Origin of the sequence: Streptococcus sp. 27098_8_91 (genome assembly GCF_041432385.1) — a bacterium.
In the GTDB taxonomy this organism is placed as follows: domain Bacteria; phylum Bacillota; class Bacilli; order Lactobacillales; family Streptococcaceae; genus Streptococcus.
The window spans coordinates 47,864-68,218 of the sequence record NZ_JAPVZN010000002.1 but is presented as its reverse complement, the minus strand read 5'-3'; the positions used below and the strand labels follow the sequence as shown (position 1 = coordinate 68,218).

The following is a 20,355-nucleotide window of genomic DNA, read 5'->3' as shown; positions in this document are numbered from 1 at the left end:
TCTTTAAAATATACTAGCCGTCTATTCTTTTTATGAGAAATTCAATAAAATCGCTAGCATAATATTCTCCATCTCTAAAAACTGCTAACTCATTGGTCAAACTTTCCTGTTTTTGAAAATAAAACATGCCATCTTCCCCTTCACAGATGACTAATTGTTCAGAGTTACTAAATCCTTGCTTTCTATTCAGTTCGTTTATGTAAACAATATCACCTCCCACAACCGTATCAAAATCTAATCCATAAATACTGAATATTTCTTCTCCATAAATTTCTCCACCCATATAATTTTTCAGCCACCACTTATATGTTTCAGGAAAAGTAAAATTTAATCTTTTCTCAGCTTTTATAATCCATTCATCAGAAATCCCCTCTCCAAATGGTGCAAAGTCCACACCCTCGGAAGAAGCAATCTTCTTTTTCAGTTCATCAATCATAATCCACCTATATTTATTTAAATTTTTTGAACTATTAGCGTTTGTCCAACTTATCTAGTTATTATCTGCCTGACAGAAATGCTTGTATTTATATCATATCAAACAATTAGTATTAATCTAGCAGATACACATTGAATATTTTTCTTTTTCCATCAACTATGTATCTTTCAACATCTTCTTCCCACCATGAAACTGTATCAGATAATATTTCTAAAAAAGTATTTTTAGAGTTTGCATCCTTGATAAAAAGATCTCTTGAATTGTTAAGAAAAATATTAATTCTCTCTGGATGTATATAATTAGAACGTTGAAGGCGGTCAAATAATGCATCCCAATTACCATCTTGGAGATCATCAATATTAAAACTGTTCGCTAATATCTCTATCGCATCTCTTTCACTTTGTACTTTTTTTCCATCAATATTTAGATTGAAATCATTAAAAGACTTAACCATTAAATAGTTTTTCTCTAACTTTGTTATTCTTCTATAAACATTCACTTAAAGTTCCCCTTCATAAACTGTTTAAAAATTTTTTCAAATTCATACTAGTATCACTTTTTTTATCCAACACTCCGCAACTCTAGTAGTTCTTGTTGGCCTTTCTCCATCCCCATTCAAGCATTACTTTATACATTTTTGGGCATAATCTAATGGTTAACTTTTGATAAACGTAAGAGGCCTCTAGGAATCCATTAGTCATTCTTCAACTCTTACTACAACCTTGATATGCTTATCAATATGTGTATCAATAAATTTTTTGGCTGTTAGGATTTGTTGGGGTATTGGGTGAATTTTCTAAAGTAGGCAAGTCCTTTACTAAGACCACCACTCTTTTACAATTTGTGCAGTCTTAAGTAGCGCCCTCATAAACTAATAAATAGGCATTGTAATTCAAAGTATTTATAACCTTATAACTCGATAAAATAGATTGGGCAAGCCCCATAAATCCACCATTTAAAACTTGATAAACAAAATGATTTTCGGGATGGATAGTAGCGATATCTAACTCATATTCCGATTCAATTGAACGTAAATCCAGTCCTTCATCAATCAATCTAAAAGCAACATAACCGTCACATTTTATAAGTTTATCACTGATTTTAACATAGAGTTCATCGTCATTGGTTAAACTAGCTTCTACATAATATAAACCTTTCTCGATGTTTCCTACTTCACTTATTTTCAAGGGGACGCCCGATATTTTTTGCAGTTCAGTAGCTGTTTTTTCAAATTTAAATGTCAAGGAAACATTTATGAGTATTTCCATCATGCCTTTATTAGAAAGGAAAACATAATGATTAAAATCATCAGCTGACCATATACCACAAGATCGATAACTAACTTCTTTCGATAATTTACTATCAAAAACTTGGTAGATTCCATAGCCATCAAGCTCATATTCTTTATTATATAGTTCACTATACTTTTTACTAACAAACGATAGATACTTAATATAATTAACTGATAAATTGAATTTCTGGATTCCATCATATACCTGAACTATATCTGCATCTTGAGTTTCATGAGCAATCTGAAAAGAAAAATCCAAGTGCTCTGAAGAAATCTTATCCGTAAATAACTTTATTACTCTACACACTTTCATACCTCAATATCTCATTTTTATATCTCAATCGTCAATTTTGCTATTTTATCTGATGCTTTAAAACCTAAATCAGTTCTCTGACTATCATAATAGCTTGTGCATCAATTGTCAAGTTCAGCTTTCTCTCAAACTTATTCTATCTGAGCTATAAGTAAACTTTATATGACACCATAAGTAAAAAAATCTCCTGAAGAATAAATTCCTCAAGAGATTTTAGATTGATTTAACTCATAATCCTATGTCATCAAAAATCTAAACCGATAATTATCCATTCATCTACATAATCCCAAAAAGGTATCGGATATTCTGGCAACTCATCCTTTGACCAAAATACACCTCCTTCATCTATTGGTTTAGACAAGTCTAATACGAGATACGTTCCCATACCATTGCTAAAAAAATTGTAATAACTGGAAATGTCATTTGTTAACTGTTCCTCAAATTCCCAATCATAATCAGCTATTGGTTCAATCATATCTAGATCGTCTAAGCCCATGCTTTTACTGGTAAAATCATTAAAACCTGCATGAATGTGTGTATAGAAATCACGGATACTTCCGTCAAGTTCTAGTTTGGACTGATTAAAGTGATCTGTAAACTCTTGGTCCGAAATCGGCATTTTGCCCTCATAAAAAACCAAGCTATTGCTTTGATACGTTCTAATCGAATAAAGCAATGAGTAATTGTTTCCAATTTTGATAAGATCTATATCTTCTGAAAATTCCTCTAGATATGAGATTGTATTGCTGAGTTCCTCAGCTAGATATTTTTTCCATTCTCCTAGGATGATTTGTTTTCTTTTAGAAAAATCTGATGTTTGAAACGCATCCCGCCAATATTGTGGAATAGGATGATTGGACAGATTTTCAAAATTAGATAAAATCTCGACCATCTCTCCAGATGGCACATATTTCTTTAAAAAATTTAATTTTTATTCATAAACTACCTCCAATTTATTTATCATAGATAAAGTTATCTATCATGCTCTGAAGTTTCCTTTCTAAGATTACTTCTTTTCTTATCAAATCCCTCCAAAGTAACAAATTTTTTCTTTGGGAATATATGATCAGATTCTATTTTCTTAGTAATGACATTTCCTGGTATTGTAAAATCATTCATCGGCAGACCAATCCCTTTATTGACTCTCATTCAAAGATCTGATATGGAGGAGCATTATCTCTAAATTCTATATTCTGCAGCAGATAATTTATTTTTCCAATATCGTGCTTTAGATATTAAAGTACACGATTAACCGCAAACATTTAGAAATTTTCTACTGTCATTGGTAGATGCTTCGTCATCGCAATATCAGCCTAAGGAGCTTCAACTATTTGAATATTACTACTCCACTACTGACCATTACCCGACAGTCTCACTCTCATAATCACACATATATATCAAAGCGTTCTATGGAGTTCTATTATCAAAATATTTGGCACTTCCATTCCGAAATATTTCAATTCTTCTAGTATCGTATCTATGATTATCAATTTCAGAATAAATCCAAACAGGATAATCATCATCATGTTACCAATAAGTTCGATAGTATTCCATTATTGGCCCCCCATCTGATTTTTAGCATTAAAAAGTTGTAATGTTTTTTCAAAATCATTTTTTGAAATTTCTATTACGGTAATTTCCTCACTATCGTTGATAGATTCTAAATCTTCATCGGTAGGAAATTCACCCAACTCAAAGGGAGTATTAGCATCATAATAACTAATTTTTCCATCTAAAAAAATTTCTAGTTTTCTAATCTCATACCCCTGATTATCAACTTCTGAAAATATCCATGTTGCATATTCAAGAGATGACTGCTCCCAATAAGTTCTATAATATTTCATTAGCTTCCTCCTAATTTTCATCATAATTTACAATACGATTTGTTATATCAAGAGAAGATTCATTAGGCGAATGGATTCCCTGTCATGTCTGTAGTTTTTAATGATTATCGCAAAGTTCAAACTACTCAGTTTCTTCTAATAAGGAGGGATTAATAATTAATTCTCTTTCAATTTCCTTTCCTATTCCACTGATGGTTGTTATTCCATGCATCCCTAATAATTTAGGCTCTTTATCCAATAATTCCCCAGTCTCTTTACAGAAAAAGTTACCTTTTAAATTAAGTTTATAAAAGCCGAAATCCAGATTTTTCTCTTCCTCTGTTAAGGGAATATTAGCGATAGTATGGAAATATCCTTTTTTCCAATATTCATCACCTACAATAGCAAGCGGAATTAACAAGTTAGAATAATCTGGCTTGTATTTATCAATATTTTTTTCATGAGTATTTCCTTTAAAGATAAATACAACATGTTTTCCTTCCACAAAAGAATCCGGAACTTTTCTAACTATATTAGCAACCAGCACTTTACCATAAAAGTAGATTCCCTCCCTAGGAGACACAAGAAATACATCTCCCACTTTTGGAATTGACCTGCTTTTTTTAATCACTTTTAGTTGATGAGTAGCTGCCTTTGTATCATAAAAGTCATCTAACTCCTTCTGAATTTCTAAATTTAAACTCTCAAAATGTTCTTTTCTTCTTAAAGCTATTAGATTTGTATTCATTATTCATTTCCTACATTAAGATATTTTTCACCATTTCATGCATTAGAGACCGTCTTTTTAACATAGTTCCAACCTTTTTTGATACTGTTCCAGAAGTACCCACTCGGGTCGGTGTAGTTGACGGGGTTGTTCTGCACATAGCTGTAGCGGTTCTGGCTGAGAGGCTCTGTGTCCTCACCTGGGTAGCTATCCTCGGTTAAGAAAGTACCTCCCTGACTATCATAATATCTTGCGCGTAAATAGTCAAGTCCAGTATCGTCACGGGCTTCGCTGTTATAGGCAAAGGCCTGACCTGTTGTGTCTGTGCTTGTCTTTCTTGCCCCAGAGAAGTTATAGCTGATTGATGCGACGGCTTTTCCATCCTTGGTCAAACCTGTCACAGAGCCCGACTATTTTCCAAGTAGTTGTAGCTGTCACCTGTTTGGTTGTTGAGGTAGCTAGCTCGAACCTGACCATAGCTATAGGTTTCTAGAGCCTTGACATCATGGTCATAGGTTTCAAGGACTTCTATATGTTCACGATTGATATCATTGACATAGTTGCGTTCCTCGTAGTAGTTGTAGGTATCCTCTCGTATGGTATAAGGGATGAGGACATCCTGAACCTGACTGGCATAGGTTACTTCTCCCTGTCCAGGTAGGTTCCCAAGTTCTGGTGGATTGACGACGATTCCTTCCTTAGTTTCTCGACCCTTAGCCACTTTCTGGTGGTAGGCTCTCAACACATTGTCAAAGATGCTGTGCCAGATGCTTCCTACTGTCTGTGGTAGGGTGGATAGGGATTGGAGGACATTCTGGCTAAAGCCATACCAGAAGAGGGAGTTTTCTTCCCCACTTGGAGCTGTATATGGCGACTTACGACCTGACTTATCTCTACCTGCATGCGTTACCTGATCCCCAGATTGAGTATCCTCGGCTTTGCGTTGGAAGAGTTGATAGGTGTACTTGCCTTCCTTGCGGCTAGCAGTGAAAACACGATTCTCATCTCCGTCGTAAAGTGCAGCCATGAGAAGACCCTTCTTGTTCTTGATCGCAAGCAGGCAGTTCTCGGTGTCGTAGATGTAGTCTAGCTTTTCTGAGTTCTTCTCAAAAGCGATGTTTATAGCAACATAGTCAGCTAGCAGTAAACTTTATAGTGAACCATAAGTAAAATCTCCTGAAGAAAATCTTCAAGAGATTTATTGATTTTAATTAACAGATTGTCTACTAATCCACATAAATGCACATGCCTTCTAATAATCCCTTAGCTTCCTTAAAGCCCTCTAATCCATATTTAGATAAGATTTCTACATCATCAGCCAGTCTGATATCTTGTTGCGGATTAGACACTTTTTCTTTGAATAACTTTACAACTAAATTCAACTCCGCTGTATTCATATCATAGTAATTTTTCCAATGCTCTAAACCGATTTCAAAAGAAGAGAGTTGAGGAATCAAAATATCTCCACCGTTAGAGAATATATCCTTCCAACTATCATTAGATTCTAACTCATTCCCGTTATTCCAGAAACAAGCTGTAATAACTGGGAGAATTTCTCCATTCCTTTCATCCAATAGATATTGCAAGGTCTCTTCCTCAGCCAATCGAAAATTTTGAACTGGACAATTTTCAAAATAGTATGTATAAGGAAGGAAATGGCTTAAACGTTCACTATTATCAGACCGAATAGCACATACACAAACATCATTTTGAAACGTAACAGTTCCTCGACTGCCAAAACCATCCTGAACGGAATAACTAGCCCCGTCCCAAGAGTGCTCAAAAGATAGTTCTGGAAATTTAGCAGACATAACTGCGCAAGAAATACTTGCTAAATAACATCCTTCATATAAAGTCTTTACATTTACATCATAAGACATCTCAATCACCTCCTGAATCATCATCAGATTTCATTCTATTCTCAAATCTAGGAAAAAACTGTGCATTAGCATAGCTATTAGAACCACCTTTGGTTTTAGGAATAATATGATCTATTTGCCACTCGTTATGTTTACCAGCTTTTTGAGGTTTATATAAAATTTCTACAGGTAAGTCTGAACGAACTACTCCACCATTTCTTACCCTATTCTCTTTTATAATGAATTCCTTTTGAATCGCATCACTTATTGTTTCACCTACTGTATCACTCCATTTTAGAATGAAATGTGTTAACTACTTTTAGTATTCTCTGAAAAGGTAACAACATTCTAATTTCCACTTTTAATAATTCTAAGATACTCTTCACCGTCTTTTGTACTACTTATTCAGTCAGTAATCCTTTTTTAAAATATATAATGTTTCTCAAATCATTTGTCCACTCCACTATTTCATCATTACTCCATGTAATAAACAATATGATTTGAGATATTTGAAAATTAGTTGATACATTGTTCTTCACGTCAAGTCCCTAATTCGGTTTTATAAAAAACAACTATTGGTTCTTCAGTATAATATAATTAAAATTCCATCTGTATTTACGTAATGTGTAAAAAACAGCTCACAAAAAGTAGAAGCTAAAGAGTTTAACGAGACAGTGTCATTCCCACATAATTTCGTTATTATATTTACTTATAAAAGAATAGATTATTTGCGGATTCATAAATAAATAAACAATCTGGTCATATAGATTTTTATTCATGCCGAAATCCCCGCCTAAAAAGTGTAACTCAATGGTTCCAGCATCTGTATTCATCTCTAAATCTTCAAATTTCTTCATCTTACTTTTACGGAAGTAAGAATCTAAAAATTTTTCCCAATTATAACCATTCATGTAAATTCCAAAATGTACTTCAATATAATTTGAAATTTCTCTAACCAATTTGTCTCCAATATCTATCGTAATTATACCTTCATCATTTTTTATGAAACTATCAATTTTTTTGTAGACAGATTATCATTCTTTAATACAAAATTAGGAATAATAGATGGATTCATAATTAATGAACGGTTAATTTCAGCAGCTACTCCTGTAATTGTACAAAGTCCGTACATTCCTAAAATCTGAGGTTCATGTTCTAAACGCTCTCCACTTGAAGTACAAAATGAATCTCCTAAAGGATGAATCTTATAGAATCCTATCTCCAGTTTTTTCTCTTCTTCACTGAGAGGAGAATGTTTAATTACGTAAAAGTAACCTTTTTCCCAATATTGATTATTAACAATAAAAGGATCCGTCAACAATTCATGATAGTTAGGTTTAAATATTTCGATATCCATAGTATTTCAACATGTTGAAAATATTACGACAACATAGCTTCCACTCATCAGGCTATTGCTTGATACAATGTTTAATTCCATAACTTTCCCCAAAAAATAATATCCTTTTTTGGGGGATAAAACAAACAGATCCCCTTCTTTAGGCAAATCATTACTAGGTTTTATTACTTGGAGTTGATAATCACTCGAATCAAGCTCTTCAAACTTTTTTAATTTTCTTTGTACTTCTTTTGGAAGACTATTAATTTTTTTATCTCTTCTTTCTTTCATCAAGTTATTAAAAATCATAATCTCCACCTATCTATTATTTTGAGCCCACATAATAGCCTCATCATGAAATTTATTTTTTGGACTAATGCTGTTGATCTTATTCAATTTATTTGAGTTACCAATTGGATTTCCTATTAACACTCCATTAAAATCAAAGTACATTTTTTGTTGACAGGCTACTTAATAAATATCCTAATCCAGTTATTAACTTAGAAATTACCAACTAATCAATGAATCTTATAGTATTTTAGGAAAGTAAAGAAAGAGTTTCTAACAAAGAACTAGAATATATTTGCTATAGAAGTAAACATTTCTGCTCTTTTTGATTTTAAATGAGTTTTAGTTATGAACTCGGAGATTAGTTTAAGCAGAAAAGTTACCATTTGGGGATACCTTTACTTCAATGCTAAAGAACATAATCATTGGAAACTAAGAACTATAAGAAGGACCATTGAAACTCTATTTTAAAATTGTGTCGTTCCTTTTTTGTCAAAAAAACACAGGCTAGCGGCTTGGTAGATTTGCAATTGGGATTGGAAAAAATTATACTTGTTTATCTTTAAGATTAACTATCATCACAACTCTAATTTTTATATTCCAATCATCATTCCTGCTAATTTATCTGATGTTTTAATATTTAAATCCGTTCTCTGACTATCATAATAGCTTGTGCATCAATTGTCAAGTTCAGATTTCTCTCAAACTTGTCCTTTACTAGGAATATTTCTCAGATAGATTAGACCAAATCTATATAGTATCTATTTTCGCTTCATAGCACTCATCATTCTATGAAATCGTAAGTAGATGAAGTCAGTTTCAATACCCTAGTAAGATAATTTTTGACCACTACTTGAATCTATGAAATACTTCTTCTCACCTTCGTAAATAAGTATGAGTTCTGTTCCAATAGGCATGTTAAAAATTGATAATACTGCTGGTTCTATTTCAAGAATTGTACTCCAGTCACATATCGACATATTTTCAGCATGTGATAGATATTCTTCTGTATCTATTTCGGATAAAAAACGCCATCCGTTATCTAACTCATTAACACTGTTCTCGCGTAATATCCATTTTATATTGGCCTTATTTTCTAAAATATTATTAGATACTATTGAAGCGCCTAATCCCATTCCTTTATTACTCACATTTATAACCTCTATTTATGTTAGCTAGTTCTTAACTTGAATCAGACAAGACAAACTACTCAAACCCATCACCTTTTATATAGTGGATTGAAATAAGATGTGAACAAAGAGGTTAGGAAAGTCAAATTGATTTCTTAGAATCCATAACGTACTATTCTAAATTCAATCTACTATACAAAACTGTACACTGTGAATTCTAAAAAATGCTAAAAATTGACTTAACTGCTCTGGTAAATTTGTTCAGATTCTATTTCATTTCACTATATATCCCAACCAATAAAAAAACCGAAGCCTAAGCTTCGGTCATTTTTCATGGAAACTCTATTATTTAAGAGTAACTGAAGCTCCAGCTTCTTCCAATTTAGCTTTGATTTCTTCAGCTTCTGCAGCTGCAACGCCTTCTTTGATGACACCTGGTGCACCATCAACAAGTTCTTTAGCTTCTTTAAGACCAAGACCTGTGATTTCACGTACAACTTTGATAACGCCGACTTTCTTGTCGCCTGCAGCTGTCAATTCAACGTCAAATGAATCTTTAGCAGCTTCTTCAGCACCACCAGCAGCAGCTACAGCTACAGGAGCAGCTGCAGTTACACCAAATTCTTCTTCGATAGCTTTTACAAGGTCGTTCAATTCAAGGATTGAAGCTTCTTTAATTTCAGCAATAATGTTTTCAATGTTCAATGCCATTGTTATTTCCTCCAAATAAGTTTATATTTTATGTTTATATTTTTGTAGCTAGGCTACGCTGCGTAGCTTAAGATTAAGCTGCGTCTTCTTTGTTGTCTGCAACCGCTTTGACTGCAAGAGCAACGTTGCGCACTGGCGCTTGAAGTACAGAAAGGAGCATAGAAAGAAGTCCTTCGCGGTTTGGAAGAGTTGCAAGAGCAACGATTTCTTCTTTTGATGCGACAGCGCCTTCGATTGCACCACCTTTGATTTCAAGTGCGTCAGCAGTTTTAGCAAAGTCGTTCAAGATTTTCGCTGGAGCGATAACATCTTCGTTAGAAAATGCTACAGCAGATGGTCCAACAAATACAGATGCAAGTTCTGCAAGGCCAGCTTTTTCAGCTGCACGACGTAAGATTGAGTTTTTAATAACTTTATACTCAACTTCGCTTCCACGAAGCTCACGACGAAGAACTGTATCTTGTTCAACTGTCAAACCACGAGCGTCTACAACGACGATTGATGCAGCAGCTTTCATTTTTTCAGCTACTACGTCAACTAGTTCTGCTTTTTTAGCAATAATTGCTTCACTCATTAGTGTGTTCACCTCCGTAATTATTTTGCTTGGGGAATTTTTCCAAAAGAAAAACGCGCCCAAACCTAGACACGAAAGTACAATACGCTTCTTTTTACATGATACGTTTTGTCCTCGGTAGGATATTTATGAGTCGATCTCCCCTACTGTCTTAGGCAGTTTTTTCAAACCGTATATAAGTATACCATACTACTTTGTTTAGTGCAAGAGTTTTTTTCTTATTTTTTAAAAAATTTATTTATTTTTTAACCTTATTTCAAGATAATCTCATCAAAAATCAATTTTAGTTCTTGACTTGTTTGATTTTTTATTGTACTATACAACTGTATATACAGCTAAAAGGAGTTATTATGAATACACAAAAGAAAACACAATTCATGACCTTGACCGCATTGCTAACAGCTATCGCTATTTTGATTCCTTTGGTGATGCCCTTTAAAATTGTCATTCCTCCCGCTTCCTACACTTTAGGAAGTCACGTTGCTATTTTTATCGCTATGTTTCTCTCGCCATGGATGGCTATCTTTGTTATTATAGCTTCTAGTTTAGGATTTCTCATGGCTGGGTATCCGATTGTCATTGTACTTCGCGCCTTTTCCCATATCTTTTTTGGAAGTCTGGGTGCTTTCTATCTTCAAAAACATCCTCAAACCTTGGACAATAAGAAATCTTCATTGATTTTCAATTTTGTACTTGGTTTGGTTCATGCTATTGCTGAAGTTTTGGCTTGTATGATTTTTTATGCTAGTACTGGAACTGACTTAAAAAATATGTTCTATGTCTTGTTTGTCTTGGTTGGATTTGGTACTATTATCCATAGTATGGTAGACTATTATCTAGCCTTGGCTGTTTATAAAGCATTGAGAAAACGCCGTTAAGCGTTAAGAAAGAAGAATATGACAAAAAATCGAAAAGAAGCACTTCTACAACTCTTAAAAGAAGCTCAAAAACCTCTAAACGGAAAAAGCTTAGCAGAACATTTTCATGTCACTCGCCAGATTATCGTTCAGGACATTGCAGTACTGCGTGCTGATGGTGCTCCTATCTTATCAACCAATCGTGGCTATATTTATAAAGAAAGCAAAACCAGTCCGTATGTTCACAAGCTGTTTAAAGTAAAGCACGAGATGGAAGAAATCGGTCAAGAACTTCTAGCTATCGTCGATAATGGGGGACGTGTTCAGAATACCTTGATTGATCATCCTGTCTATGGAGAAATTGAAACCTTGCTCAAACTCTCTTGTCGTCGGGACGTTCAGCATTTTTTAGAGCAAGTCGAAAGGTCTGACTTTAGACCACTTTCTGAATTAACAGATGGCGTCCATTATCACCTAGTCGAAGCTGAAAACGAACAAGACCTTCTCTATATCGAGAAGGCCTTGGATAAGTTAGGTTATTTAGTAAAGGATTAGAAGATTTTCTTTTCCCAATCGTCTTCTGTACGGCGAGGGTAGAAAAATTCAGACTTATCCGGATCTTCCATCATCTCCATTAAAGGTAACATATCATAGGCCAGATCCAAGTTTGGAATCTGGTCTTTTTGCACCCAAGAAACTTCTCCTTCATCTGAAGAACGAAGGGTACCAAAGAACTCAGTCGCCTTATAACAAACGACAATATAGCGGCCACCTGTATCTAGTGGCCAATTTTTAATGCCGACAAGTTGAGGATTTTGAATCGTCAGACCTGTTTCCTCGTATATTTCACGAATAACAGATTCTGCAAAGGCCTCACCATCTTCCACATGACCTCCTGGAAAAGCATAGCCAGACCAGCGGTTGGTTTCAGGCGATCGATACTGCATAACCACGCGCTGATTTTCAAGGTCTTCTATTAGACAAATATTAGTTAGAATGGTTAATTGTGCTCTAGACATAGGACTCACTTTCTAATGTTTAATTTTTTTCTACATACTTAACTTTAGACTTCATAATCAAAGGATTAACTAAGTCATGATATTCATGAATTTCATGGAGTAAGAATCCTCTGATGATTCTTATTTCATTTTTTTCCCTAATCACATAGTAGTCTAAATTGATAGGCATAGATGAATCTGGAACCGTGGAGAAAAATAAAAATATCATAAACCAGATTATGAGAGCAACGAATCCACTGAGAGCTTGAAAAATCAGATGATGCCATTGAAAGATTCTAGATTTATAAAAGATAGTCCACGGATGGATAAATAGGGTTAAACAAAGACCAAAGAACCAGAAATTCCACAAGACCGGTGTAAAGGCTAAACCAAAAAGCCCTAAGATAAAATGAAGCAGTACAAATACCAGGCACAAAAGATAAATAAACCTAAATACAGTTAGATGTTTCATCATGATTGACTCCTTTTCTTTTCAATATATTTCATCGCTAGAGTTATAATAGATGCCAAACTGAAAAAGATCAGATAAGTTGCAATAGGAAACCAGATGTAGCGGTGATCTAGGGATAAGAGAGAAGGTAAAATCCCTTTACTATTTTTCCCACAAACTCCTAAAAATAGATGAACTATTAAACCGATACTATTAAGATAGATAAATAATTCTGCATATCTTTTTATTGTCATTCTTGTCCTAGTCAAGTCTAGGAACCAATAGTCAAATAATCGATACACCAGACAAAAAAGATTTATATATATTGGAAAACTATAGTTGATATCTCTGTAGGGTGACGGAATAGGAAGGAGTTTAAAAACAAGATTGATACCTAGTCCTATTCCTAAGATTAGACCAAATACCAAGAAGAAACCTAATAATTTATGAGAATTCATCCAAAGCTGAAAACTTTCTTTCATTGAGAGATTCTTTTTTGTATTTGAATTTCTTTTATTCTTTTTCATTTTTTACTCAAGAGTGGAATTACTCATTCTTCAACAAAATTTTAAAAAATGTAAATCTCTAAGCTCCCCGATAAGGGATTTTTGAACTTTCTATCTCTATATCAGGATTGGCAAGTTTGAGATAAGGAGCAATATAGTCTGCATCCGTAACCTTTGGACCTAGAATTACTTTTGAGTACTTCAAAGGAGCCAGATTGATGTATACAAATAAATTATATCTGCCATTATCTTTCGAGCTTAATACGATATACTTCCTAAAATCTTTATAGTTAACCTTATCAAAAACTTCTAACCCAATTTCTTCTTTCTTAAAGTACTTCTCATTTGATGAATCATTAGCACCTCTTTTAATAATATTTTGTATAGCTGTATCATCTAAATTAATTAAAATACGATACTCCATTTCATACTCATAGTCTTTGACTTTAAAAAGGTAAGAAATCCTCTTCAATTTCTCAGCAAAACTTATTAATTCTTTTTCAGCTTTAAGATCCTGTAATTTTTCAAACAGCTGTTTTAAATTATCAAGATATTTACCAACATCTGTTTCATCTTTATTCTCTGACATTAAATCTAAATAATGAACTTTAACAAACTCTATCGATTTATGAGCGACTATATTTTCAAGATAAGACAGATCATATTCAAGGAATGCTCCCTGAGATGAGTCTGCATACTCCTTCCACATAGGTAAACTATCAGATACCGTAGTTAGAGAAGATATAAAAACATTGGAAGTTTGGTATTGTTGGAAAAACGTATTATCAATACCCAAATAATCATATATTACTCTTCCTTCCATCGGATCGTTTAACTGTTTAAGATTAGTAAGCCGTAAATATGGAAATTTCACTTTAGAGTCATTTTCACATTTGTTGTCATCCTTCCAGTCAGCTTTTATAAGATAATTTGTTAATGTGTCAATCTTTGTATAATGTCCAAAGGAACCTATTTCTTTCAACTCATTTGAATCAACAGTCAATTTAGAACGAATATTGGTGATAATTTTATCTGCTTGTTCTAAAAGTTGAGTCGCATCTAATGACGAAATAGATTCTAAATCACTTGTTTCATTAAGGTAATCATTATCATACTTCTCAATTAACTTAATAGCTTGGTTTCGGATGATATCAGAATCATTTTCTTCTACTATCTTTCGAACAATTACTATCGAATCTTCAATCACATCATCAAAGTTTCTCGATACAAAATCCAAGTATTTCTCAACATAATTAGATTGAGGGTTATTGAAATAATAGTTATTAATTGTTTCAAGATGTTCATTTTTAAAAATTGATAACATCTCATCTAATGCAAAATACCAATAGTCAATTGTCTCAAAATCAATATCTTGGAATATAAAACTTATAAATGATTCTAATTCCCTCTTAAAATAGATTCTTCTTTCTTCTGGTAAACTATCTTGTCTAAACAGTCGAACAAAAACTGAAAACAAGTCCGAAATACGATATTTTTCATCCTCTAGATTTTCTTTTAATGTTAAATCAAGGATTTCAAAGAAATAACTATCATTTTCAAACAGTTTAGAATATTCTTCATATCTTTCTATTTCAAATAAATATAAATAAAGAGTATCTAAGTAATAAGATATTTCATGCCGACTATATCCTTGTGATTTTTTTGATAGTATTTTATTTATAGTTTCTAAAATCTTTTTTTGGATAGTTTTATCAATTTTCAATAAAAAATTTCTACAGACATAAAGAACAGTTTCAGTATATTTCAATTGTTCTTCTTCAGATAACTCCAAATATTGATTAGCAAAATTATCAAGTTCGTATTTCAGTTTTATTTCATCCAAGGAATCAAAATAATTCTTTAATTCGGATTCACTAAATTTACCAGTAAAATAATTTAACTTTTCCATTTCATCTCCTTCTAAAACCTACCCCAACGCCTTGACTTCCAACATCATATCTCGGATCTGAGCAGCTAACTCGAAGTCAAGCACTTCGACGGCTTCTTGCATTTGTTTTTCCAGTTTCTTGACTAGTTCTTTGCGCTCCTGTTTATTGAGGCTATTGATATCAACTTCCTTGTCCTCTTCTTTAGCCACAGTTTTTGTGACAGAAATAAGGTCACGGATTTCCTTCTTAATAGTTTGTGGTACAATGCCATGCTCTTCATTATAAGCCATCTGAATTTTACGACGACGAGCTGTTTCATCAATGGCTTTTTGCATAGACTGGGTCATAGTGTCAGCATACATAATCACATGCCCTTCACTATTACGGGCTGCACGACCGATTGTTTGGATAAGACCACGTTCATTACGTAGGAAACCTTCCTTGTCAGCATCGAGAATGGCAACTAAACTTACTTCAGGTACGTCAATCCCTTCACGAAGTAGGTTAATTCCAACCAAGACATCAAAAACACCCAAGCGCAAGTCACGGATAATCTCTGTTCGCTCTAAAGTCTTGATATCCGAGTGCATATACTTGACCTTGATACCCATTTCCTTGAAGTAGTCTGTCAAGTCTTCTGCCATTTTCTTAGTCAAGGTAGTAATAAAGGTGCGTTCATTCTTTTCAACACGAGCATTGATTTCCCCCAAGAGGTCATCAATCTGTCCCATAGTTGGGCGCACTTCCACCTCTGGATCCAAAAGACCAGTCGGACGGATAATCTGCTCAATCACGGTGTCCGTTTGTTCCATCTCGTAATCACCAGGCGTCGCTGAAACATAGACAATCTGGTGGACATGACTTTCAAACTCTTCACGACGAAGAGGACGGTTATCCAAGGCAGACGGCAAACGGAAACCGTAGTTAACCAACATTTCCTTACGTGAACGGTCTCCATTATACATTCCTTTGATCTGCCCCATAGTCATGTGGCTCTCATCAATCATAATCAAAAAATCATCTGGGAAGAAGTCAAGAAGAGTATAAGGTGGCTCTCCTTCGCTTCGTCCATCCATGTGACGTGAGTAGTTTTCGACACCATTGGTATAACCCATTTCACGCAACATCTCGATATCGTACTCTGTACGCTGTTTCAATCGTTGCGCTTCGAGGAGTTTGCCTTCTTTTTCAAAGATAGCTAATTGTTCTTCCAATTCAGCCTGGATCTTAGCAATCGCTACTTCCATGTGGTCATCATTGGTCACAAAGTGAGTGGCTGGGAAAATCGCCAAATGGTCCACTTCTCCTAGAACTTGACCCGTAAGAGCTTCGACTTCACGAATACGATCAATCTCATCTCCGAAGAATTCAACACGAAAGGCATGCTCGTCACGAGATGCTGGGAAAATTTCCACCACATCTCCACGTACGCGAAATCTTCCACGCTGGAAATCAATGTCATTACGCTCAAATTGAATGTCGACTAATTCATTAAGCAGTTTATCACGAGAAATTTCAAGACCTGGACGCAGACTTACTACACTATCAGCATATTCCTTAGGAGAACCCAAACCATAAATACAAGATACAGATGCTACAACGATGACATCGTTACGCTCCAAGAGTGCTGATGTAGCGGAGTGGCGTAGTTTATCAATTTCGTCATTGACCGAGCTATCTTTTTCGATGTAGGTATCGCTCGATGGCACGTAGGCTTCTGGCTGGTAGTAATCGTAATAGGATACGAAGTACTCGACGGCATTCTCAGGGAAAAATTCCTTAAACTCCCCGTAGAGCTGTCCTGCTAGGGTCTTATTGTGGGCGATGACTAGAGTTGGTTTATTAACTTTGGAAATAACCTGACTCATGGTATAGGTTTTCCCTGTACCAGTCGCCCCCATCAAGATTTGAGCTTTTTCACCACCCTCGATGTTATCTACCAACTGTTCAATGGCCTGCGGTTGGTCGCCAGATGGTTGGTATTTGGATACAAGTTTAAATTTGTTGTCTGTAATTCTATTGATCATAATTGCCTCATACACATTTTCTATCCTTCTATTTTACCATAAAAAAGATCGACTTACTGATTCTCAACTTCTTGCCACTTGGCACTTTATGTCACATCTTCTTACATCAAAACACTAAATATTTGCCAACTTTTTTATTTTCTGCTATAATGGGTAAATATTCTAAAAAGGAGACTAAACATGAAGAAAAAAATCCTTGCATTTTTATTATTTTTATTTCCCTTATTCTCTTTAGGCTATGTTAATGCGGACACTATCAAAATTGTTAGTGATACAGCTTATGCACCCTTTGAGTTTAAAGATACAGACCAGACTTATAAAGGAATTGATGTCGACATCATCAATAAAGTCGCTGAGATAAAAGGATGGAATATCCAAATGTCTTATCCAGGCTTTGATGCTGCTGTCAATGCGGTCCAAGCAGGGCAAGCAGATGCAATCATGGCTGGTATGACAAAAACCAAAGAACGTGAAAACGTCTTTACCATGTCTGATACATACTATGATACAAAAGTTGTCATCGCAACGACTAAGTCTAACAAAATCACTAAGTATGAAGAACTCAGTGGTAAAACTGTTGGTGTTAAAAACGGTACTGCCGCACAACGTTTCCTAGAAAGCATCAAAGATAAATATGGATTCACTATCAAAACCTTTGATACTGGTGATTTGATGAATAACAGTCTCAGTACAGGGGCTGTAAATGCCATCATGGATGACAAACCAGTCATCGAGTACGCTATTAACCAAGGGCAAGATCTCAGTATCAACATGGACGGAGAAGCCGTTGGAAGCTTTGCTTTTGGAGTTAAAAAAGGTAGCAAGTACGAATACCTGGTTACAGAATTTAACGAAGCTTTAGCTCAGATAAAAAAAGATGGTAGCTTGGACAAAATTATCAATAAATGGACAAGTTCTTCTAAAACTAGTTCACAAGTAACTTCTCTCACTTCTACTACAAGCGCAGGGCAAAAAGCTACTCCAGTCAAATCAAAATACGTTATCGCAAGTGATTCTTCATTTGCACCATTTGTTTTCCAAAACTCAAGCAACCAGTACACTGGTATTGATATGGACTTAATCAAGGCTATTGCTGATGACCAAGGTTTTGAAATTGAAATCACTAACCCAGGATTTGACGCTGCTATTAACGCAGTTCAATCTGGTCAAGCTGACGGTATGATTGCCGGTATGTCTGTTACAGACGCTCGTAAAGAAACCTTCGATTTCTCTGATTCTTACTATACAGCTAATACTATTCTTGGAGTTAAGGAATCAAGTACCATTTCTTCTTATGAAGATTTGAATGGTAAAACCGTTGGTGTTAAAAATGGTACTGCTTCTCAAACCTTCCTAACGGAGAACCAAAGCAAGTACGGTTATAAAATCAAAACCTTTGCTGACGGTTCATCTATGTATGACAGTTTGAACACTGGTGCAATTGATGCCGTTATGGATGACGAACCAGTGCTTAAATACTCTATCAGCCAAGGACAAAAATTAAAAACACCAATCGAAGGTACTCCAATCGGTGAAACTGCTTTTGCAGTTAAAAAGGGAAGCAATCCTGAATTGATTGAAATGTTCAACAACGGTCTTGCAAATCTTAAAGCAAGTGGTGAATTCCAAAAGATTCTTGATAAATACCTTGCAACTGATTCAACAAGTGAATCATCAGCTGTTGACGAAACTACTATCTGGGGCTTGTTGAAAAACAACTACAAACAACTCCTAAGTGGACTTGGAATTACCCTTTCTCTAGCTTTGATTTCCTTTGCAATTGCGATTGTTATCGGGATTATCTTTGGTATGTTTAGCGTTAGTCCTTATAAATCACTTCGTATTCTTTCAGAAATCTTTGTCGATGTGATTCGTGGTATTCCATTGATGATTCTTGCTGCCTTTATCTTCTGGGGAGTTCCTAACTTTATCGAATCCCTTACAGGCCAACAGAGTCCAATCAATGACTTTGTCGCTGGTACAATCGCCCTCTCCCTAAACTCAGCCGCTTATATCGCTGAAATTGTTCGTGGTGGTATTAAGGCTGTTCCTATCGGACAAATGGAAGCTAGTCGAAGCCTTGGTATCTCTTACAGTAAAACCATGCGTAAGATTGTCTTGCCACAAGCAACCAAACTTATGCTTCCAAACTTCGTCAACCAATTTGTTATCGCACTTAAAGATACAACTATCGTATCTGCAATCGGTTTGGTCGAACTCTTCCAGACTGGTAAGATTATCATTGCTCGTAACTACCAAAGTTTCAAAATGTATGCAATTCTCGCAGTCTTCTATCTTGTGATTATCACTCTTCTTACTAGACTTGCAAAACGCTTAGAAAAGAGGATTCAATAATGGCTAAATTAAAAATCGATGTCGATAATTTACATAAGCAATATGGTAAAAACAAAGTCCTAAAAGGAATCTCAGCAAAATTCTATGAAGGAGATGTTGTTTGTATCATTGGACCTTCTGGTTCAGGTAAATCAACTTTCTTGCGTAGCTTGAATCTCCTTGAGGAAGGTACAAAAGGTCATATCACAGTTAATGGCTATGATTTGACGGATAAAGCAACCAACGTGGACCACGTTCGTGAAAATGTCGGAATGGTGTTCCAGCACTTCAATCTTTTCCCACACATGACGGTATTGGAAAATATCACTTTCGCTCCAGTAGAGCATAAGTTGATGACTAAGGCCGAAGCTGAAAAATTGGGAATGGAACTCCTTGAAAAAGTTGGATTGGCTGATAAGGCTAATGCTAATCCTGAAAGCCTATCAGGTGGTCAAAAACAGCGTGTGGCTATCGCTCGCGGTCTAGCCATGAACCCTGATATCATGCTCTTTGACGAACCAACTTCTGCCCTTGACCCTGAGATGGTCGGCGACGTTCTTAACGTTATGAAGGAATTGGCTGAACAAGGCATGACCATGATCATCGTAACCCACGAAATGGGATTCGCCCGCAAGGTTGCCAATCGTGTGATCTTTACTGCTGACGGTGAATTTCTTGAGGACGGAACACCTGACCAAATCTTTGACAACCCACAACATCCGCGTCTTAAAGAATTTTTAGACAAGGTTCTAAACGCCTAGAAGAGATTGGGCAAAAAGTCTTTATAATCAAAAAAACGCATTGT

25 protein-coding genes, 1 pseudogene and 1 other annotated feature are annotated in these 20,355 nt (G+C 35.1%); of the genes and pseudogenes, 4 read left to right on the top strand and 22 right to left on the bottom strand.

The genetic code is table 11. The features are described from left to right. Positions 1-13: 13 nt before the first annotated feature. From O3611_RS02195 to rplJ, 17 genes and pseudogenes are all read right to left on the bottom strand, one after another. Complete coding sequence (locus O3611_RS02195; protein ID WP_371607667.1) at positions 14-436, bottom strand: SMI1/KNR4 family protein; 423 nt, start codon at positions 434-436, stop codon at positions 14-16. A 112-nt stretch (positions 437-548) separates the two neighbouring features. Further along, complete coding sequence (locus O3611_RS02190; RefSeq protein ID WP_371607666.1) at positions 549-935, bottom strand: barstar family protein; 387 nt, start codon at positions 933-935, stop codon at positions 549-551. Between the two features lie 352 nt (positions 936-1,287). Beyond that, positions 1,288-2,040: a hypothetical protein gene (locus O3611_RS02185; RefSeq protein ID WP_371607665.1), complete on the bottom strand. Its 753-nt coding sequence runs from the start codon at positions 2,038-2,040 to the stop codon at positions 1,288-1,290. A 244-nt stretch (positions 2,041-2,284) separates the two neighbouring features. After that, a complete protein-coding gene (locus O3611_RS02180) occupies positions 2,285-2,932 on the bottom strand; it encodes a hypothetical protein (protein WP_311522371.1) in 648 nt (215 codons plus the stop codon). Positions 2,933-3,447: 515 nt separating this feature from the next. Beyond that, a pseudogene (locus O3611_RS02175) lies at positions 3,448-3,552 on the bottom strand (hypothetical protein); the annotation flags it as partial. A gap of 41 nt (positions 3,553-3,593) precedes the next feature. Further along, the gene (locus O3611_RS02170; protein ID WP_371607664.1) at positions 3,594-3,884 is read right to left on the bottom strand and encodes a hypothetical protein; all 291 of its coding nucleotides are present in this window, start codon (positions 3,882-3,884) and stop codon (positions 3,594-3,596) included. Positions 3,885-4,005: 121 nt separating this feature from the next. Further along, a complete protein-coding gene (locus tag O3611_RS02165) occupies positions 4,006-4,611 on the bottom strand; it encodes an immunity 26/phosphotriesterase HocA family protein (protein WP_371607663.1) in 606 nt (201 codons plus the stop codon). A gap of 35 nt (positions 4,612-4,646) precedes the next feature. Beyond that, on the bottom strand, positions 4,647-4,991 hold the full coding sequence (locus O3611_RS02160) for an RHS repeat-associated core domain-containing protein (RefSeq protein ID WP_311522378.1): 345 nt from the start codon (positions 4,989-4,991) through the stop codon (positions 4,647-4,649). Then, positions 4,988-5,617 (bottom strand): hypothetical protein, encoded by a 630-nt coding sequence (locus tag O3611_RS02155; protein WP_311522379.1) that lies wholly within the window; start codon positions 5,615-5,617, stop codon positions 4,988-4,990. The genes O3611_RS02160 and O3611_RS02155 overlap by 4 nt, the downstream gene beginning before the upstream one ends. Positions 5,618-5,816: 199 nt before the next feature. After that, positions 5,817-6,470: a hypothetical protein gene (locus O3611_RS02150; protein WP_311522381.1), complete on the bottom strand. Its 654-nt coding sequence runs from the start codon at positions 6,468-6,470 to the stop codon at positions 5,817-5,819. A 1-nt stretch (position 6,471) separates the two neighbouring features. Continuing rightward, the gene (locus tag O3611_RS02145; RefSeq protein WP_371607865.1) at positions 6,472-6,630 is read right to left on the bottom strand and encodes an HNH endonuclease; all 159 of its coding nucleotides are present in this window, start codon (positions 6,628-6,630) and stop codon (positions 6,472-6,474) included. A 496-nt stretch (positions 6,631-7,126) separates the two neighbouring features. Beyond that, a complete protein-coding gene (locus O3611_RS02140) occupies positions 7,127-7,408 on the bottom strand; it encodes a hypothetical protein (RefSeq protein ID WP_371607662.1) in 282 nt (93 codons plus the stop codon). A 41-nt stretch (positions 7,409-7,449) separates the two neighbouring features. Continuing rightward, on the bottom strand, positions 7,450-7,806 hold the full coding sequence (locus tag O3611_RS02135; RefSeq protein ID WP_311522383.1) for an Imm26 family immunity protein: 357 nt from the start codon (positions 7,804-7,806) through the stop codon (positions 7,450-7,452). A gap of 6 nt (positions 7,807-7,812) precedes the next feature. Continuing rightward, a complete protein-coding gene (locus tag O3611_RS02130; protein WP_311522384.1) occupies positions 7,813-8,094 on the bottom strand; it encodes a hypothetical protein in 282 nt (93 codons plus the stop codon). Between the two features lie 806 nt (positions 8,095-8,900). Beyond that, entirely contained in the window at positions 8,901-9,224 is a 324-nt protein-coding gene (locus tag O3611_RS02125; protein WP_371607661.1) for a DUF2185 domain-containing protein, read from the bottom strand. A 324-nt stretch (positions 9,225-9,548) separates the two neighbouring features. Beyond that, positions 9,549-9,914, bottom strand: a complete 366-nt coding sequence (gene rplL, locus O3611_RS02120; protein ID WP_001196968.1) for a 50S ribosomal protein L7/L12 — start codon at positions 9,912-9,914, stop codon at positions 9,549-9,551. Between the two features lie 73 nt (positions 9,915-9,987). Further along, on the bottom strand, positions 9,988-10,488 hold the full coding sequence (gene rplJ, locus O3611_RS02115; protein WP_311518285.1) for a 50S ribosomal protein L10: 501 nt from the start codon (positions 10,486-10,488) through the stop codon (positions 9,988-9,990). Positions 10,489-10,526: 38 nt separating this feature from the next. Next, positions 10,527-10,662, bottom strand: a sequence feature (ribosomal protein L10 leader region). A 176-nt stretch (positions 10,663-10,838) separates the two neighbouring features. On the opposite strand from rplJ, the gene O3611_RS02110 reads away from it, so the two are divergent. Together O3611_RS02110 and O3611_RS02105 are read left to right on the top strand one after the other, a co-directional pair. Then, positions 10,839-11,366, top strand: a complete 528-nt coding sequence (locus O3611_RS02110) for an ECF transporter S component (protein ID WP_001095969.1) — start codon at positions 10,839-10,841, stop codon at positions 11,364-11,366. Between the two features lie 18 nt (positions 11,367-11,384). After that, positions 11,385-11,900: a transcription repressor NadR gene (locus O3611_RS02105; RefSeq protein WP_075231670.1), complete on the top strand. Its 516-nt coding sequence runs from the start codon at positions 11,385-11,387 to the stop codon at positions 11,898-11,900. On the opposite strand, the gene O3611_RS02100 is transcribed toward O3611_RS02105, so the two are convergent. The 5 genes from O3611_RS02100 to uvrB are packed head-to-tail and all read right to left on the bottom strand — an operon-like array spanning position 11,897 to position 17,216. Beyond that, positions 11,897-12,364: an 8-oxo-dGTP diphosphatase gene (locus O3611_RS02100; protein ID WP_311523747.1), complete on the bottom strand. Its 468-nt coding sequence runs from the start codon at positions 12,362-12,364 to the stop codon at positions 11,897-11,899. The genes O3611_RS02105 and O3611_RS02100 overlap by 4 nt on opposite strands. 19 nt (positions 12,365-12,383) lie before the next feature. Beyond that, a complete protein-coding gene (locus tag O3611_RS02095) occupies positions 12,384-12,818 on the bottom strand; it encodes a hypothetical protein (protein WP_045763321.1) in 435 nt (144 codons plus the stop codon). Beyond that, on the bottom strand, positions 12,815-13,321 hold the full coding sequence (locus O3611_RS02090; RefSeq protein WP_371607660.1) for a hypothetical protein: 507 nt from the start codon (positions 13,319-13,321) through the stop codon (positions 12,815-12,817). Before O3611_RS02090 ends, O3611_RS02095 begins: the two co-directional genes overlap by 4 nt. Positions 13,322-13,379: 58 nt before the next feature. Further along, positions 13,380-15,209: a DUF2971 domain-containing protein gene (locus O3611_RS02085; RefSeq protein WP_371607659.1), complete on the bottom strand. Its 1,830-nt coding sequence runs from the start codon at positions 15,207-15,209 to the stop codon at positions 13,380-13,382. A gap of 18 nt (positions 15,210-15,227) precedes the next feature. Continuing rightward, positions 15,228-17,216: an excinuclease ABC subunit UvrB gene (gene uvrB, locus O3611_RS02080; protein WP_371607658.1), complete on the bottom strand. Its 1,989-nt coding sequence runs from the start codon at positions 17,214-17,216 to the stop codon at positions 15,228-15,230. Positions 17,217-17,396: 180 nt separating this feature from the next. Between uvrB and O3611_RS02075 the strand changes: the two genes are divergently transcribed. Both O3611_RS02075 and O3611_RS02070 read left to right on the top strand, forming a co-directional pair. Continuing rightward, positions 17,397-19,571 (top strand): ABC transporter substrate-binding protein/permease, encoded by a 2,175-nt coding sequence (locus O3611_RS02075; RefSeq protein WP_371607657.1) that lies wholly within the window; start codon positions 17,397-17,399, stop codon positions 19,569-19,571. Beyond that, positions 19,571-20,311, top strand: a complete 741-nt coding sequence (locus O3611_RS02070; protein WP_049503260.1) for an amino acid ABC transporter ATP-binding protein — start codon at positions 19,571-19,573, stop codon at positions 20,309-20,311. The genes O3611_RS02075 and O3611_RS02070 overlap by 1 nt, the downstream gene beginning before the upstream one ends. Positions 20,312-20,355: the final 44 nt, after the last annotated feature.

Excerpts from the sequence above, each read along its gene's own strand:
- O3611_RS02105 (WP_075231670.1), top strand. The coding sequence starts at position 11,385 with ATGACAAAAAATCGAAAAGAAGCACTTCTACAACTCTTAAAAGAAGCT.
- O3611_RS02185 (WP_371607665.1), bottom strand. The coding sequence starts at position 2,040 with ATGAAAGTGTGTAGAGTAATAAAGTTATTTACGGATAAGATTTCTTCA.
- O3611_RS02130 (WP_311522384.1), bottom strand. The coding sequence starts at position 8,094 with ATGATTTTTAATAACTTGATGAAAGAAAGAAGAGATAAAAAAATTAAT.
- O3611_RS02075 (WP_371607657.1), top strand. The coding sequence starts at position 17,397 with ATGAAGAAAAAAATCCTTGCATTTTTATTATTTTTATTTCCCTTATTC.
- O3611_RS02180 (WP_311522371.1), bottom strand. The coding sequence starts at position 2,932 with ATGGTCGAGATTTTATCTAATTTTGAAAATCTGTCCAATCATCCTATT.
- O3611_RS02110 (WP_001095969.1), top strand. The coding sequence starts at position 10,839 with ATGAATACACAAAAGAAAACACAATTCATGACCTTGACCGCATTGCTA.
- O3611_RS02100 (WP_311523747.1), bottom strand. The coding sequence starts at position 12,364 with ATGTCTAGAGCACAATTAACCATTCTAACTAATATTTGTCTAATAGAA.
- rplJ (WP_311518285.1), bottom strand. The coding sequence starts at position 10,488 with ATGAGTGAAGCAATTATTGCTAAAAAAGCAGAACTAGTTGACGTAGTA.
- O3611_RS02135 (WP_311522383.1), bottom strand. The coding sequence starts at position 7,806 with ATGGATATCGAAATATTTAAACCTAACTATCATGAATTGTTGACGGAT.
- O3611_RS02095 (WP_045763321.1), bottom strand. The coding sequence starts at position 12,818 with ATGATGAAACATCTAACTGTATTTAGGTTTATTTATCTTTTGTGCCTG.
- O3611_RS02085 (WP_371607659.1), bottom strand. The coding sequence starts at position 15,209 with ATGGAAAAGTTAAATTATTTTACTGGTAAATTTAGTGAATCCGAATTA.
- O3611_RS02070 (WP_049503260.1), top strand. The coding sequence starts at position 19,571 with ATGGCTAAATTAAAAATCGATGTCGATAATTTACATAAGCAATATGGT.
- O3611_RS02090 (WP_371607660.1), bottom strand. The coding sequence starts at position 13,321 with ATGAAAAAGAATAAAAGAAATTCAAATACAAAAAAGAATCTCTCAATG.
- O3611_RS02170 (WP_371607664.1), bottom strand. The coding sequence starts at position 3,884 with ATGAAATATTATAGAACTTATTGGGAGCAGTCATCTCTTGAATATGCA.
- O3611_RS02165 (WP_371607663.1), bottom strand. The coding sequence starts at position 4,611 with ATGAATACAAATCTAATAGCTTTAAGAAGAAAAGAACATTTTGAGAGT.
- uvrB (WP_371607658.1), bottom strand. The coding sequence starts at position 17,216 with ATGATCAATAGAATTACAGACAACAAATTTAAACTTGTATCCAAATAC.
- O3611_RS02155 (WP_311522379.1), bottom strand. The coding sequence starts at position 5,617 with ATGGCTGCACTTTACGACGGAGATGAGAATCGTGTTTTCACTGCTAGC.
- O3611_RS02150 (WP_311522381.1), bottom strand. The coding sequence starts at position 6,470 with ATGTCTTATGATGTAAATGTAAAGACTTTATATGAAGGATGTTATTTA.
- O3611_RS02195 (WP_371607667.1), bottom strand. The coding sequence starts at position 436 with ATGATTGATGAACTGAAAAAGAAGATTGCTTCTTCCGAGGGTGTGGAC.
- rplL (WP_001196968.1), bottom strand. The coding sequence starts at position 9,914 with ATGGCATTGAACATTGAAAACATTATTGCTGAAATTAAAGAAGCTTCA.